The organism is Acutalibacter muris (assembly GCF_002201475.1).
Classification (GTDB): Bacteria; Bacillota; Clostridia; order Oscillospirales; family Acutalibacteraceae; genus Acutalibacter; species Acutalibacter muris.
In genome coordinates this window covers 2,892,571-2,907,702 of sequence record NZ_CP021422.1, presented here as the reverse complement: position 1 = coordinate 2,907,702, position 15,132 = coordinate 2,892,571, and the positions used below count along the sequence as shown (strand labels likewise).

Below are 15,132 nucleotides of genomic sequence, written 5' to 3'. Positions count from 1 at the left end.
CAGCCAGTGAGTTTGCAGCTTACTTCCGGCTCGGGGGGACGGACTTTCTTTGTAGCAACCTTGCGGTTCTACCGGAGAATATAGAACTTATCCTGCTGTCCTACAGCTATTGTATCACGGGTATCTTACGGCCTGCTGGTACCTGATTTATTAACTTATAAACTTATTATACGAGGAGGATTGGCTATGCTGATACAGTTCCGTTTTGAAAACTTTAAGTCCTTTCGTGATGACACCATCCTGGACTTTTCAGCTACCGAAGAGGAAAACCATGCTGATCACGTTATTATAGTAGGAAAAGAAAAGCTTCTGCCTGCTGCTGCGATTTTTGGTGCGAACGCCAGCGGCAAAACAAACGTGATCGAAGCCTTCCTCTTTATGGTAAAATATGTAATAAACTCATTTGCTTATGGTGGGGATGGAGAAAGAAAAGAGACAGACCAGCCAGTCTATACCCCTTTCCTCATGGATTCAGTGAGCCGGGAGGCCGAATCATCCTTTGAAGTTTTCTTTACGGGAAATGGAGAAGATGACGGAACAACATACAACTATGGCTTCACACTGAACCGTGGTGGCATAGTTGAAGAGTGGCTGAATGTAAAAGAGACACGGAATCGGAAAGTTTTACTTCGGCAGAAAGATTCGCTCGAACTAACTGGAATCCCTGCCAAGCAAAAGGAAAATGTCCGACTTTCGCTTGAGAAAGAAACCCTGGCTGTGTCTCTTGGGGCCAAGTTGCGAATTGAAATTTTCAAGACGGTACGTGATTGGTTCTATAACTGGGTATTTGCCGATTTCGGAGACCCTAAAGAAAACATGGCTTTAGCCACAATGGTACCCGCTGGCTTTTCAAAAGACAGTGAAGTCCGGAAAAGAGTAGTCACTTATCTGAGCTCCTTCGACCCATCCATTATCGACTTCCAAGTTGAAGTGCTTTCAGAAGACGATAACATGAGCCAGATCAAGATTGACGCAGTCCACAGAAAAAATGATGGAGGAACTGTCAACATCCCTCTGAATCAAGAATCCAGTGGAACTCTAAAGATGTTTGCCCTTTATCCGGGGCTGATACGAATGGCGATATAGGATTTACGCCATAAAACCAGTGGTACCAACGGTTTGAGAGCAATAGAGCAACGATACTTACATCCGAAAAACAGAATATGAACTTGGATTTTGAGGATGTTTAGCAATGGTGTGGCCTTTTCTCGCTCAATGCAAGCAAGTGGTAACTTTACTTCTACTAAAATCAAGGGTTGAACAGTGAACCCTAACTATGATATAATATCAACTATATTTTTACAAATAATAAAGGTGGGGATGTTACTGTGGCTGTTGAAATTCATCCAATTCAAATATGGGGAAACTGGGATTTGGGGTTTTCCCTAGATGTTCATGTTGTAAAAAGCATTCCGCTTGGCGAGGATGACTATGGACATCAACAATTCTCCAATACTAGATCCGCAATTGGAGAATTGTTATATCAGTTCAAATATAAACAACGATATGACTACTTACAAGAAATTGTTGATACAATTATTTCTTTTTTGGATACACATTCGGAGATGAAAGGTGTCAATACTATACTACCTGTTCCCCCTACGAAAAACAGAGGATATCAGCCAACATTTGAAATTGCTGATAAACTTGCAACAGAACTTAACATCTTTTGTTGCTGTGATGTTTTGGAAAATGTGTCGCAAGTTGAGGCAAAAGGTCTTTCATTTGACGAAAAGAAAAAATTGAATGGTTCTATCATCAAAAGGAAAATGGCAACACGTAGACATAATACACTCCTAATTGATGACTTGTATGATACAGGGACAACACTTAATCAATGTGTAAATGCTTTGCGTCAAGATCCTCTAATTGACAAAATATATGTCCTTACAGTTACAAAAACAAAAAATCAATAGCTGTTTGTCAAACCAGAAAGAGGTATATGTATGTATGAGGAGTTTTTACTTCAACTAATGCTTTCAAAGGGTATTGGTGATATTGCAATTAAGAGAATCATAAGACATGTATCTAACAGTGCATATGATACATTTGAATCTTTATGTCAAAATCCTGAAAAACTGTTGCCTATCATCAAATGTAAAGATAGTATGTTTGAAAACATTATGGAAAACAAAGAGCGCGCCAAAATTCTCTGTGCTGAACTAAAAAGGCAGAAAATTGCTATATTGCTTGAAACAGACCCACTGTACCCATTTCAACTGAAAACAGTATTAGGTGAGTATTGTCCTCCTGTTTTATTCCTAAAGGGAAATATAAATTTATTATCTACGCTATCGGTTGGATTTTGTGGATCTAGAAAAGCATCTGAGAAGGGAATTGTGATTACAACACAGTGTGCGGAACAGCTGGCTGAAAAGGGAGTAACTGTTGTTAGTGGTTATGCTGCTGGAACAGATTTAGCCGCGCACTCTGCTGCTATGGCGCATAATGGAAATACTGTTTTTGTCTTAGCAGAGGGAATTCTGAAGTGTACAGAGAAAAAAGCCATTAGAGATTTGTTGACTCCCCAAAATCATGTGTTTGTTTCACAATTTTTGCCACAGGCATTATGGAATGTTGGAAATGCAATGAAACGGAATTCGTTAATTATCGGCTTATCGGAGGCGATGATTCTTGTTGAATCGGGAAAAACTGGCGGAACCTTTGCGGCTGGCGAGGAAACATTGAAAAGAGCACAACCTCTTTTTGTTATTGACTATGCTAAACCTGAGGTATCAGCGGAAGCTAACCCCTATTTCATCGGACAAGGAGGGCAACCCATACGCGGGAGAAATGGAGTTCCCAATCTTGATGGTGTGTTCGCCGCGATAAATACTGATAATAAAGAGGCTAACCATTACGAGCAACTTACAATTAATTGGAATTAGATGACCTTTCATGATTTATATAGGAGTAAGCGTTTATCGACAACTTGTAAACTGAGAAATGGCTAGTTCAATAAAGTATTATACTATATAATTCCTTAACTCTTGTTTTAAGTAGGTAAAAACCATCCAGTACTATTCTGTCTCGAAAAATCAGCAAGATAGAGGAGTCTTATTTCGACATTAATGAGAATTTCAATATCAAGCCGTTTGTTCTATGCAGAATGAGCGGCTTTTCTTTTTGTAATTCCATAACGACCTTATTTTTGGTAAAAACACGCTGTCAAGTCTGCGATTCCTACCCCTCAGAAGCACCGGTAATGTTCCGTTTGCGCTGTTTGGGGGTGAGCATGATACGGTGGGGTTTCCGATACATAGCTTTTCGACGTTTGAGAGGGTAAGGAAGTATGGCGAGGGGGAAAGCGCTGGAAAGCCTTATTTTATCGAGGTTTCTGGCGTTGAGAGGACGATAAACATATGTGGTGTGGCTTCCAGAAAATGTGAAATAGTGGAGTGGAAACCGTATGCTACTTGGGGGACAAGCTGAGGGGGAATTTTGTAGTAAACTGCACCATCGGTGTGCTTTGGCGGTTTGATTTACTGCACTTTCGATCCACTTCTCTGCACCTACATATCCTCAAATTATGGGCACAACGTAGACGCAGTCAGGAAAAGATTGATTTTTTGTCTGGCTTTGGGTATAATGTTATAAGAAGGGAGGATTGGCTATGCTGATACAGTTCCGTTTTGAAAACTTTAAGTCCTTTCGTGATGACACCATCCTGGACTTTTCAGCTACCGAAGAGGAAAACCATGCTGATCACGTTATTATAGTAGGAAAAGAAAAGCTTCTGTCTGCTGCTGCGATTTTTGGAGCGAACGCCAGTGGCAAAACAAACGTGATCGAAGCCTTCCTCTTTATGGTAAAATATGTAATAAACTCATTTGCTTATGGTGGGGATGGAGAAAGAAAAGAGACAGACCAGCCAGTCTATACCCCTTTCCTCATGGATTCAGTGAGCCGGGAGGCCGAATCATCCTTTGAAGTTTTCTTTACGGGAAATGGAGAAGATGACGGAACAACATACAACTATGGCTTCACACTGAACCGTGGTGGCATAGTTGAAGAGTGGCTGAATGTAAAAGAGACACGGAATCGGAAAGTTTTACTTCGGCAGAAAGATTCGCTCGAACTAACTGGAATCCCTGCCAAGCAAAAGGAAAATGTCCGACTTTCGCTTGAGAAAGAAACCCTGGCTGTGTCTCTTGGGGCCAAGTTGCGAATTGAAATTTTCAAGACGGTACGTGATTGGTTCTATAACTGGGTATTTGCCGATTTCGGAGACCCTAAAGAAAACATGGCTTTAGCCACAATGGTACCCGCTGGCTTTTCAAAAGACAGTGAAGTCCGGAAAAGAGTAGTCACTTATCTGAGCTCCTTCGACCCATCCATTATCGACTTCCAAGTTGAAGTGCTTTCAGAAGACGATAACATGAGCCAGATCAAGATTGACGCAGTCCACAGAAAAAATGATGGAGGAACTGTCAACATCCCTCTGAATCAAGAATCCAGTGGAACTCTAAAGATGTTTGCCCTTTATCCGGGGCTGGAAACGGTGATGAAAACCGGAGGAGTTTTCTTTGTGGATGAGCTTAACTCTCGTCTACATCCGCTGCTGGCCCGCAGTTTCCTGCTTACTTTTTTAAATCCAGAGATCAACGTCAATCATGCACAGATTGTGTTCACTACTCATGACGCTTGGCAACTGTCTAACCGTTTGCTCCGCAGGGATGAAATCTGGTTTACGGAAAAAGGGGAAGATGGTGCTTCTACACTTTATTCTCTCGCAGATTTTGAAGAGAAGCCGGAGAATTTTGGTAAGGAGACTTATGAGGAAAACTACTTGCTTGGCAAGTATGGGGCTATCCCGACTATGAAATATCTGGACGTACTTGGGGGAGAATGAAAATGCCAAGAGAACGGAATGGGAAAAGAGCAGAACGTGGAAAGCAGAAGAAATGGGTTCCAGAACTTGGCTACTACTATATCGTGACCGATACAGAAGAAACCGAGAAAAATTACCTGAATGGGCTACGGGATTCACTTCCTGAAAAGATAAGAAACCGGTTAGTCGTAAAGGTAGCTTCTGCCAAACATACCAAGGATATGATTTCTACTTGTGAGAAAGCAGATGTAGACCCCCAATATCGCCAAAGCTGGATTGTATTTGACCGGGATCAGGTACAGAGCTTTGATGAAATAATTTTGGAGGCAGAGAAGAAAGGCATCAGAGTTGGATGGTCTAATCCATGCATTGAAATTTGGTTCTTTGCGTACTTTGGGAAAATGCCTACTATGCAAGGGTCTGTAGAGTGTTGTCGGGACTTCGGAGAATTATATAAAAAGGAGATAGGGCAGAAATACGTTAAATCCAATCCACAGATATACAAAGTGCTAAAAGAGAATGGCGATGAAGTGAAAGCAATTCATAGGGCGCAGCAGCAGTTCATCAAGTGTCAGAATGATGGTAAGTTGAAACCCTCGGAGATGTGTCCCGGGACCACGTTGCACTATTTGATCGAAGAGATACAGGGAAAAGCCAAGAAATAAGATTATTGTACATAGCAGCTTTTTAGGATGAATAATTAAGAACTACTAATGAGCAGATCAACAAAAGGCTGGTCTGCTTTCTATTTTAAGAAAAGAAGCTTTTCTCTGCCTCGATTTGACTTTATCTGGATAGTGGAATATAATATAGCCAGCTATTCAGGCATCGGAAATTGCCCACGCGGTTCACTACAGAGGTAACAATGCTAACACAAAATGATAAACGAACCTTTGGCGAGACTTTTTCAAGATATGGGTATGTTATGACGACAGCCCAGCTAACAGCGGAGAAGTTGTTTTATAGGGATATTCAGCATATGCTCGACGAAGGCTTGATTGAAAGAGTGCGGTGGGGGTACTATCATTGGATAAACGACCATGGAGCCAGCGAGGTTATTTTTATTAACCGGTTGTTCCCCGACGCGGTTCTCTGTATGGAAACCGCCCTGTTCTATTATGGGTACAGCCGTCGAACTCCAGCTCAGTGGAATATTGCCATTGATATAAATGTTTCCAGGCAGCGGTTCAAGATAGATTACCCTGCGATCAGAGCATATCGGGTCAAGCCGGAGTTACTTCTGCTAGGGGAAACAAAAGGGCAAATTGATTTAGAAGATGTGCGCATTTATGACCGCGACCGTACAATTTGTGATGTGCTGCGGAATATGAACAGGATGGACAGGGAGATTTTTCATTCTGCAATTCAGGGCTATGTAAAAGACCAGAAGAAGAATATACCTAACCTCATAGAGTGCGCGAAAGTGTTGCGAGTACAGAAAAGAATGAAAGATTTGATTGGAGTATGGCTGTAATAGCATACGTTGACATATAGCATTATATAGCGCCGTTTATTCTGAAAAGAGTAAGCGGCTTTTTCCTACATAGCCGTCCACTTAATTGTGGGCGGCTAATTTAATGGAAAGGAGGAACCCGTATGGCAAACACAAAAGTAATCGCGGTAGCAAACCAGAAGGGCGGTGTTGGAAAAAGCACGACCGTGTTCAACCTGGGCGCTGGGCTGGCTATGGACGGAAAGAGCGTCCTGCTGGTGGACGTTGACCCCCAGGGCGACCTCACAAAAATGCTGGGCCAGCGTAAACCTCACGACCTTCCCCTGACCCTGGGCAACGTCATGAACGATATCGTTGCCAATGTCCCCAGGGAAGGCTACCCGGAAATCATGCACCATGGCGAGGGCTTTGACTTTGTTCCCGCAAACCGTTCCCTGACGGCGGTGGAAATCGGGCTGGTCAACGCCTTCAGCCGAGAAACGGTATTGAGGCAGTATCTAACTGACGTTAAGGACAAGTACGACTATGTGCTGCTGGACTGCCGCCCGTCCTTGGGTATGCTGGTCATCAATGCGCTGTCAGCCGCTGACTATGTGCTTATCCCCGTGCAGGCGGACTATCTTGCCGCCGAGGACATGACCGAACTGATCGGCACGGTACAGAATGTCCAACAGCATATCAACCCCAAGCTCAAAGTCGGCGGAGCGTTCCTGACCATGTCTAACGACACTAACTTCCGCAAGGACATTGTGAAATCGGTCAAGGAGAACTTTGGAAAGTACCTGCCAGTATTGCAGACGGTTATCCCCTCTACGGTGCGGCTTGCCGAAATCAGCACGGCGGACAAGAGCATTTTCCGGCACGAACCCAGGGGCCGCGCCGCTGACAGCTACCGCAGTCTGGTAAAGGAGGTGACGGACATTGGCAATAAACAGCGCAGCAAATCTACTCTCAGTAGATAGCCTGTTCACCACCCAGGAGGAACGCGACGAAGCCCAGCGGGAAACCGTCAGGGACATCCCGCTGGCAGAAATCAGCGATTTCCCCAATCATCCATTCAAGGTGCGCATGGATGAGTGCATGACAGAGATGGCAGACAGTGTGCGGCAGTACGGCGTTCTTGTTCCTGGCCTGGTGCGACCCAAACCGGATGGCGGGTATGAGATGGTAGCCGGACACAGGCGCAAAAAAGCCAGTGAACTGGCTGGGGTTGAATCTATTCCTTGCATTGTCCGCGACCTGACGGATGATGAAGCTACTATTATCATGGTGGATTCCAACTTGCAGAGGGAGCAGATTCTGCCCAGCGAGAAAGCATTTGCTTATAAAATGAAGCTAGACGCTATGAAACGGCAGGGGCAAAGAGTAGATTTAACTTCTGACCCACTGGGGCAGAAGTTAAAAGGAAGTATTTCTGTTGAAGTTTTAGCAGGAACCTCACCTGATGGCAAAACACAAATCCAGCGCTATATCCGTCTAACCAACCTTACCTCTGCCCTGCTGGATTTAGTAGACAACTCTGTGCTGAAAGAAAAGGACAAGCCCCAAATGGCGCTCCGTCCCGCTGTGGAGCTTTCTTACCTGACCCCGGAGGAACAGACCGCCCTCTTTGAACTTATGGAACTGGAGGACTGCACACCATCCCACGCCCAGGCCATCAAGATGAAAGATTTCTCCCAGGCCGGCAAGCTCAACGAGGACGTCATGCTCTCCATCATGCAGGAGGAAAAGGGCAATCAGGTGGAGCAGTTCAAAATCTCCAAGGAACGTATCAGCAAGTATTTTGCGCCGGGGACGCCCGCGCAGAAGATCGAGGATACCATCATCAAGGCGCTGGAAATGTACCGAAAGCGCCAGCGGGAAATGGAACGGTAGGCACTCACAAGGGGTAGCTATGCCTTATCGTTTGGACGCTATGAAAGAGGTTTTCGAGGTGGTCACGGTGCTGGGGAAACCCATGCTGTTCACTCCCTGCCGTATCGACCGCAATACCATTCCCATGGGCCTTTATATGTACGAGGTGCGCCACGACGATGACTGCCGGGGCGACCCGGTGCAGATTGGCAAGTGGGTCATGGTAAACCATTGGGGTACGCTTATTACAAGCTCTCCCATAGGGCTGGATTCCTATAAAACGGGAAACAACGCTTTTCGCGATATCGACCCGGAAAAAGATTGGGGCTATGAGGGCGTAGATTCCACTGTCAGGGAATATTTAGAGCGGCACCCGCCGAAAAAAGAAAAAGAGTTTGAGCGTTAGGAGGTGAATCGGGTGGCGAAAAAATTTGAACTCATTACGGAACTGTACCGCAAAACACTGAAAAGTGTTACGGCCCCGGAAAGCTGGCAGAAGTTTTTGACCGCAGCCAGCTACAACTATAAGCTGTCCTTTGACGAGCAGCTCCTGGTCTATGCTCAGCGCCCGGACGCCACCGCCGTTCTGGAAATCGAGCGCTGGAACCGGCAATTTGGACGTTGGGTAAACCGGGGAGCCACGGGCATTGCCGTCTTTGACGGCGAATATAACGGCAGGGCACGGCTGAAGCACTATTTTGATATCTCCGATACCCATGAAACACCTCATTCCCGCCCTGTTCCTTTGTGGACGATGAGGGAAGAATATGCCCTGGATATTATCGAAACATTAGAAAATAGCTTTGGTGAATTAGAGGATAAATCCAATTTGCCTACGGCTCTGCTTTCTGCCGCAAAAAATGCCGTGCAGGATAATATTGCCGACTACTTGGCGGAACTTCGCGGCTTCACCGAGGGCAGCTTTTTGGAGGAACTGGACGAACTGAATGTGGAAATGCAGTTTTCCACCGCCTTGCAGAACAGTATCGGGTATATGCTGCTCTCCCGCTGCGGTTGTGATACCAGCGAGTATTTTACTCCGGAAGATTTTCGCTGTGTGCAGGATTTCAACACCCCGGAAACCCTCAACGCCCTGGGCACGGCCACCGGAGATATTGCCAAGATGTGCTTGTCGGAGATTGCCCGGACAGCGCTGAGCTTACAAAAGCAAAATCGCACCTTTGAAAAATCCGATAAAATCCTATATCCTGTTGAAAAAGAAGCCCATGCGGAAAGGAGTTTTGAATATGACCGAAATCACATATCGGACGGAGAACGGCTACCTCCTGCCGAACCTGCTGCCACCCCAGGAGCCGGAGATCAGCCTTGGGAAATACGCGTTACTGCGCCGGAAGTTCCTGAAACAGCACCGCCGCGTGACGTACACCAACCTGCTGACCTCGGGCCGGTTGAACCAGCACCTGATGGAAGTGGAGCAGACAGCCCTCTCCCGGATGGAGCAGATAACATCGGAGATGGCGAAGTCCCTGGGGGTGACGGAGGAACTGAAAGCCCGCGACCAGATGAAATGGGTGGGCCTGATGAACAATATTCGGCAGTCGGCGGAGGAGGCGGTTCTGAACGAGCTGATCTACAGTTAGCCGAAGCCTCTGACCTACCCCCCCTTTTGGATGAAAAGCTCATTTTGGCGCTGGTGTCCAATAAGTATGACGATTTGAGGTACAAGAAGCGCCAGATAGAGCTTTTCTTTTCCGTCCACACGGATATGACCGAGAGGGCCGAGTATTTGAAATCGGCCTATCAGGAGCGGTACACGGAGATTTTGGTGGACGGCATACGGCTAGGGCACAAGCCCCAGGAAAACGGACTTCTGATGTGGGAGGGCGCTTACCTCACACGCACCAAGGAGTCCGTTTTTTCGTGGAATCTTGTGGCGGAATGGGTGTCCATGCTCGTTGATAAAAAAGAGTATTATATCAACACCGACATTAAGGCGCTGAAAAATCAGGAGAGCCAGCAGCTATCACTTTTCGGCCTTGATATTCCTCAATCGGAACCTGTTATGCCTAAGCTGAAATATTCTCAGCAGGTAATCGACACGGCCCTTTGCCTTGGTGGGAATGAGCCGGACTGCTTGGAACGCATTTTCTCGTGCTTCTCTAAGGACTATACGCTGGAACAAAATGCGCAATTTCTGCAAAAAGAGTATGGGCGGGACGGCAAAGGCTTCTTCCTTGGCGAACGGCCCTATTCCCTCCGGTTCGATGAAAAGGGCCTGCGGCTGTCCTCTGGTAAATCGGCGACCGGCAGCACGGCTATAGTTCTTACTTGGGAAGATGTGGCAAAACGCATACGCGAACTTCTGGATTTAGGGCGGTATGTGCCGCAGTCTGTTATTGACCGCGCCGACGAAGTGGAGAAGAAATTTATTGCAGAGCGGCTCCTGTTTCTTGTGCAGGACTTCACGGATGAAGCCAGAGAATCCGGATATCTTCCCACGGTGCAGGAAGTCTATAATACGCGGGCGGGCTACCCGGACATGACGGTAAAGCTTGCGGGAAAACTGGATGACCACGAAACTGTCCAAAGCCTTTTCAATGAGCTGTTTGGATTTTTGGCTGCGCAGGACGGGCGGGAGCTGCTACGCTCCTACCATCATAAGCAGACACAGTTATTAGGGCAGCTTGACGGTCTTTTGCGGGAAACGGTGGTTTTCCCAGCCCCGGAAGCCCCGGACGAACCGCTCAAGCAGTTCATTTCCGAGGATGAAATCGACAAGCTGCTCATTGGCGGCGCGCATATCGAACACAGCAAGTTCCGCATTTATTCCTACTTTTTGGAGGAACACACGCCGAAAGAGAGGGCGGATTTTCTAAAAAAGGAGTACGGTGACGGCGGTTTCGGCAGGCTGGGTTTTGACGAGAGCCACGACAGCAAGGGTATCACCTACGCCCGGGAGGATAGGTTGTTCACGCCCTATGACAAGGTGGTGCTGTCTTGGAGCAAGGTTGAAAAACGTATCAGTGCACTTATTCGCCAAGGGCGTTATATGTCGGAGGAAGAATTGGCATATATCCCCGCCTATGAGAAGCACGAGCTGGCGCGGGATATTTGCACGTTCTTTGATAATGTACCCATAGAGCAGCCTCGCCCGTTTCCTGTTGGCTTTGATTTTTATGACAAGGTAAAAGTAGTTCAGCCGCAGCTCGACGACCCGGAAAAGGTAGAGGAACTCTACCAGATGATGGTGCCGGTTTGGGAATCTACGGTGCAGGATGACAGGAATTACGCTTGGCGTAAAACGGCCTTTGAGAATCTTTGCGCTTTTCGTGAGGGAACATTCTCCCTGTTTGGGGAGAAGAAAGTACCAAGGGTACTTCCCACACCTTCCCAAGACAATTCTGTCCCCGAACCTGTTGTAGATGTCCCTGCGCCGGAATCTCCACCCGAGGAACCACCAGCCGAAGAAGAAAAAATCACCCTTGCCCCACCAAAGCCCCGGCGCGAACGTATCACTTTCTCAACCTTGCACCCGGAAATCCCCGCTGAACAGCGCCACAATTTTCACATTACAGACATGGCGCTGGGTGACGGTACACGCAGTGAAAAATACGCAGCCAATGTTGCCGCTATCCGTCTGCTGAAACTGATTGAGAGCGAGGAACGCCTTGCTACCCCCGAGGAGCAAGAAATTCTTTCCCGCTATGTAGGCTGGGGTGGTCTGCCCGATTGTTTCGACGAGCGCCATGGCAAATATCTGGAACTGAAATCCCTGCTGGACGAGGATGAATACGCAGCGGCCAGAGCCAGCAGTCTGACTGCTTTTTACACTTCTCCGGTTATCGTCAGTGCCATGTATAAGGCGCTGGCACAGATGGGTTTCCAGTCAGGGAATATTCTGGAGCCATCATGTGGCATTGGGAATTTCATAGGTATGCTGCCGGAATCTATGTCCGGGACAAAAGCCTACGGCGTTGAGATTGACAGCATATCCGGCAGGATCGCCCAACAGCTCTACCAGAACAGCAGTATTGTGGTGAACGGCTTTGAGAAAGTGCAAATGCCGGACAGCTTTCTTGATGTGGCTATCGGCAATGTGCCCTTCGGCGATTTCAAGGTGCTGGACAAGCGGTATGACAAGAACCACTGGCTTATTCACGACTACTTTTTTGGCAAGGCGCTGGATAAAGTGCGCCCCGGCGGTATCGTGGCGTTCATCACCAGCAAGGGCACCATGGACAAGGAAAACAGCGCTGTCCGCAAATATCTGGCCCAACGCGCCGACCTTATTGGCGCGATTCGCCTCCCGGACAACGCCTTCAAGCGCAATGCAGGTACGGAAGTAACCAGCGACATCCTGTTCCTGCAAAAGCGCGACCGCATGGTGGATATGGAGCCGGATTGGGTGCATTTGGATGCCGACGAGAACGGCATACGGATGAACAGCTATTTTGTGCAGCACCCGGAGATGGTGCTGGGCAGGATGGTCATGGAATCTACCCGCTTTGGCATGGACAGCGCCTGCAAAGCCATTGAGGGTGCTGACTTATCCCAGCAGCTTGATGAAGCTATCCGGAATCTCCATGCGGAAATCACCGCCTACGAAGTAGAAGATTTTGACGAGGAAGACCGTTCCATCCCCGCCGACTCCGATGTGCGCAATTTCAGCTATGGCTCATGCCAATAAACATTAAAGCAAAATTAGCTTTTCTTGTTTACCCTATACTGATATGGCGGGCGTTAATCAGGATTTTAAAAAGGCTCCTTATCTTTATGAAATCTTCAAAAATGTGCAGTACCCTTTATGTATCAAAATCAAGAAAGGAAATGAAACATTATGGATTTCATATTGAAAACAACAAATCTTTGCAAGAGCTTTGGAAAACATTCCGCTGTAACAGATGTGTCAATTCATGTACGGGAAAATAGCGTATACGGATTATTAGGTCCGAATGGAGCAGGAAAATCTACAATCTTAAAGATGGTAACAGGTATGCTTCATCCTACCAAGGGTACGATTGAATTTGCCAATCACTCATGGAGCAGACAGGATTTAATGCATATCGGAGCTTTGATAGAAAATCCCCCGTTATATGAAAACTTGACGGCGTATGAAAATTTAAAAGTAAGGACTATTTTGTTGGGGTTGCCAGAGCAGCGTATCAATGAAGTGTTGGAGCTTGTGGATTTACAAAACACAGGAAAGAAAAAGGCAGGACAATTTTCAATGGGAATGAAACAGCGGTTAGGCATTGCGGTTGCATTGCTAAACAATCCGTCTTTACTAATTCTCGATGAACCGACAAATGGATTAGACCCGATTGGCATCGGAGAGCTACGAAACTTAATCCGTCTATTTCCACAAAGAGGAATAACGGTTATATTGTCAAGCCACATTCTTTCAGAAGTGCAGCTTATTGCAGATGACATAGGTATCATTGCAAACGGCAGGTTTGGATATGAAGGTAAAATGCAGCATAGCGAAAACCTTGAGGAATTGTTTCTTAAGGTCGTTGAAGAAAGCAGGGAGGTAATGTGATGAAAGAATATGTATCTTCCGAATGGATAAAGCACAAACGGACTTTTGCAATAAAACTCGTTATTCTCGCCCCTGTTATTACCCTGCTTATGAATGTGTTTGCACCAATGTGGTATCAGCAAAACTCATTTAACTGGTGGTATGTTTTGCTTTTCCCTGGATTTCTCACTTTGCTTTGCACGATGTGTGAACAACGGGATGGCGGAAAGCTGAAATACAGAAGTCTTATCCCGCTGCCTATAAAACTTAAAAATGCGTGGATTGCAAAGGCAATCGTCATATTGATTTTGGATATTATAGCGAATTTCATTTTTTTAGGGTTGAATATGCTTGGCGGTATAGCGGTTTACTTTATTTATGAAATCCCAATTAGTATATCGCTATTTCAAGCTGCGGCAGGTATTTTTTGTATTATCGTAGCTTCTATGTGGGAAATTCCAATATGTTTGTGGCTGTCGAAAAAGATTGGTGCATTTGCGACGGTTGTAATAAACGCAGGAATAGGCTCAGCCTTGGGCGTAATATTTGCAAACACAAAATACTGGATTTTTTGTCCGTATAGTTGGATGCCACGCTTAATGGTTCCAACAATCGGTATTTTGCCAAATGGAGTGCCTGTTTCTGAAGAAGCAGGAAATTTGCCAGTATCATTGGTTATGGTTATTTTAGCATTGCTGCTTTCTGTAATACTATTTTCAGCTTTAATAAGGCTTGGTGCAAAAGGATTTTCACGGCAGGAGGTAAGATAATGGGAACAGTATTAAGATGTGTCAGAGCAGATTATCTAAAAGCAAAGCGTTCTATGTTGAATGTTATTTATATAATCGTGCCTCTTATACTTGCTTTGGCATTTGCAGGCTATTTTCATATTTCGAGTTGGAACAGAACACTTAAAATAAGTGCTTTCTTTGAAATGCTGGGCATAATATATCCTTTTCTAGTTGGAATTATTGTGGGAATTATTGCCCAGCGGGAAAGTCAGGCAGGTCATTATCAATTTATACTTAGTACTGTTTCTTCAAGAACGCACATTTATATAGGGGAACTATGTTTTCTGCTGATAAATTCTTTGCTATTTTATACACTTGCAGTCGGCAGTTTTGCCCTTATGTTTCCGTTTACTTCTATAAGCGGATATGTGCAGGTTATAGGGCTTCTGCTTTTATCTTCTACACCTATATACCAAATACATTTTTTGTGTGCTTTTATATTTGGTAAAAGTGCTTCTATGGGGCTTGGAATTGCGGGCAGCTTACTATCTGCGATTATGCTCACAGGTTTAGGAGATGTATGCTGGCAGTATATTCCGTGGGCATGGAGCGTTCGGTTTATGGATTTCTGGCTTCTTGCGACTACGAACAAGGATGCTTATTTGCAGAGTTGCAGTACCTTCTATGTTGGAATTATAATAAATATCGTAGCCATACTTGTGCTATTCGCTGTTAGCATTATGTGGATTAGACTATGGGATGGAGGGAAAGAAAATGATTAAAA

General features: G+C 45.8%; 13 protein-coding genes and 1 pseudogene. All 14 read left to right on the top strand.

Features of this window, described 5'->3' with window-relative positions; genetic code table 11:
* The first annotated feature begins 186 nt into the window (after positions 1-186).
* A complete protein-coding gene (locus ADH66_RS14765; protein ID WP_066539197.1) occupies positions 187-1,086 on the top strand; it encodes an AAA family ATPase in 900 nt (299 codons plus the stop codon).
* A 242-nt stretch (positions 1,087-1,328) separates the two neighbouring features.
* Entirely contained in the window at positions 1,329-1,916 is a 588-nt protein-coding gene (locus ADH66_RS14760) for a ComF family protein (RefSeq protein ID WP_066539200.1), read from the top strand.
* Positions 1,917-1,946: 30 nt separating this feature from the next.
* Entirely contained in the window at positions 1,947-2,888 is a 942-nt protein-coding gene (locus tag ADH66_RS14755; RefSeq protein WP_066539201.1) for a DNA-processing protein DprA, read from the top strand.
* Positions 2,889-3,613: 725 nt separating this feature from the next.
* The gene (locus tag ADH66_RS14750) at positions 3,614-4,852 is read left to right on the top strand and encodes an AAA family ATPase (protein WP_066539203.1); all 1,239 of its coding nucleotides are present in this window, start codon (positions 3,614-3,616) and stop codon (positions 4,850-4,852) included.
* 2 nt (positions 4,853-4,854) lie between these two features.
* On the top strand, positions 4,855-5,496 hold the full coding sequence (locus tag ADH66_RS14745; RefSeq protein ID WP_201448080.1) for an RloB family protein: 642 nt from the start codon (positions 4,855-4,857) through the stop codon (positions 5,494-5,496).
* A gap of 200 nt (positions 5,497-5,696) precedes the next feature.
* Positions 5,697-6,305, top strand: coding sequence for a type IV toxin-antitoxin system AbiEi family antitoxin domain-containing protein (locus ADH66_RS14740; RefSeq protein WP_066539207.1), 609 nt, complete (start codon positions 5,697-5,699; stop codon positions 6,303-6,305).
* A 122-nt stretch (positions 6,306-6,427) separates the two neighbouring features.
* Positions 6,428-7,246 (top strand): ParA family protein, encoded by an 819-nt coding sequence (locus ADH66_RS14735; RefSeq protein ID WP_066539209.1) that lies wholly within the window; start codon positions 6,428-6,430, stop codon positions 7,244-7,246.
* Positions 7,212-8,159, top strand: coding sequence for a ParB/RepB/Spo0J family partition protein (locus ADH66_RS14730; protein ID WP_456236494.1), 948 nt, complete (start codon positions 7,212-7,214; stop codon positions 8,157-8,159). Before ADH66_RS14735 ends, ADH66_RS14730 begins: the two co-directional genes overlap by 35 nt.
* A 19-nt stretch (positions 8,160-8,178) precedes the next feature.
* Positions 8,179-8,544 carry an LPD28 domain-containing protein gene (locus ADH66_RS14725; RefSeq protein ID WP_066539213.1) on the top strand — a complete coding sequence of 122 codons (366 nt, stop codon included), beginning with the start codon at positions 8,179-8,181 and terminating at the stop codon, positions 8,542-8,544.
* An 841-nt stretch (positions 8,545-9,385) separates the two neighbouring features.
* Positions 9,386-9,739, top strand: a complete 354-nt coding sequence (locus ADH66_RS14715; RefSeq protein ID WP_066539218.1) for a TnpV protein — start codon at positions 9,386-9,388, stop codon at positions 9,737-9,739.
* A 1,919-nt stretch (positions 9,740-11,658) separates the two neighbouring features.
* A pseudogene (locus ADH66_RS22015) lies at positions 11,659-12,504 on the top strand (N-6 DNA methylase); the annotation flags it as partial.
* 429 nt (positions 12,505-12,933) lie between these two features.
* Positions 12,934-13,638, top strand: coding sequence for a lantibiotic protection ABC transporter ATP-binding protein (locus ADH66_RS14705; protein WP_162288760.1), 705 nt, complete (start codon positions 12,934-12,936; stop codon positions 13,636-13,638).
* Positions 13,638-14,387: a lantibiotic immunity ABC transporter MutE/EpiE family permease subunit gene (locus ADH66_RS14700; RefSeq protein ID WP_066539230.1), complete on the top strand. Its 750-nt coding sequence runs from the start codon at positions 13,638-13,640 to the stop codon at positions 14,385-14,387. The genes ADH66_RS14705 and ADH66_RS14700 overlap by 1 nt, the downstream gene beginning before the upstream one ends.
* Complete coding sequence (locus ADH66_RS14695) at positions 14,387-15,130, top strand: lantibiotic immunity ABC transporter MutG family permease subunit (RefSeq protein WP_016219410.1); 744 nt, start codon at positions 14,387-14,389, stop codon at positions 15,128-15,130. Before ADH66_RS14700 ends, ADH66_RS14695 begins: the two co-directional genes overlap by 1 nt.
* Positions 15,131-15,132: the final 2 nt, after the last annotated feature.

What these genes read in the sequence shown, in the direction of transcription:
- ADH66_RS14740 (WP_066539207.1), top strand. Translation starts at nt 5,697, where the DNA reads ATGCTAACACAAAATGATAAACGAACCTTTGGCGAGACTTTTTCAAGA.
- ADH66_RS14765 (WP_066539197.1), top strand. Translation starts at nt 187, where the DNA reads ATGCTGATACAGTTCCGTTTTGAAAACTTTAAGTCCTTTCGTGATGAC.
- ADH66_RS14725 (WP_066539213.1), top strand. Translation starts at nt 8,179, where the DNA reads ATGCCTTATCGTTTGGACGCTATGAAAGAGGTTTTCGAGGTGGTCACG.
- ADH66_RS14700 (WP_066539230.1), top strand. Translation starts at nt 13,638, where the DNA reads ATGAAAGAATATGTATCTTCCGAATGGATAAAGCACAAACGGACTTTT.
- ADH66_RS14750 (WP_066539203.1), top strand. Translation starts at nt 3,614, where the DNA reads ATGCTGATACAGTTCCGTTTTGAAAACTTTAAGTCCTTTCGTGATGAC.
- ADH66_RS14735 (WP_066539209.1), top strand. Translation starts at nt 6,428, where the DNA reads ATGGCAAACACAAAAGTAATCGCGGTAGCAAACCAGAAGGGCGGTGTT.
- ADH66_RS14715 (WP_066539218.1), top strand. Translation starts at nt 9,386, where the DNA reads ATGACCGAAATCACATATCGGACGGAGAACGGCTACCTCCTGCCGAAC.
- ADH66_RS14755 (WP_066539201.1), top strand. Translation starts at nt 1,947, where the DNA reads ATGTATGAGGAGTTTTTACTTCAACTAATGCTTTCAAAGGGTATTGGT.
- ADH66_RS14695 (WP_016219410.1), top strand. Translation starts at nt 14,387, where the DNA reads ATGGGAACAGTATTAAGATGTGTCAGAGCAGATTATCTAAAAGCAAAG.
- ADH66_RS14745 (WP_201448080.1), top strand. Translation starts at nt 4,855, where the DNA reads ATGCCAAGAGAACGGAATGGGAAAAGAGCAGAACGTGGAAAGCAGAAG.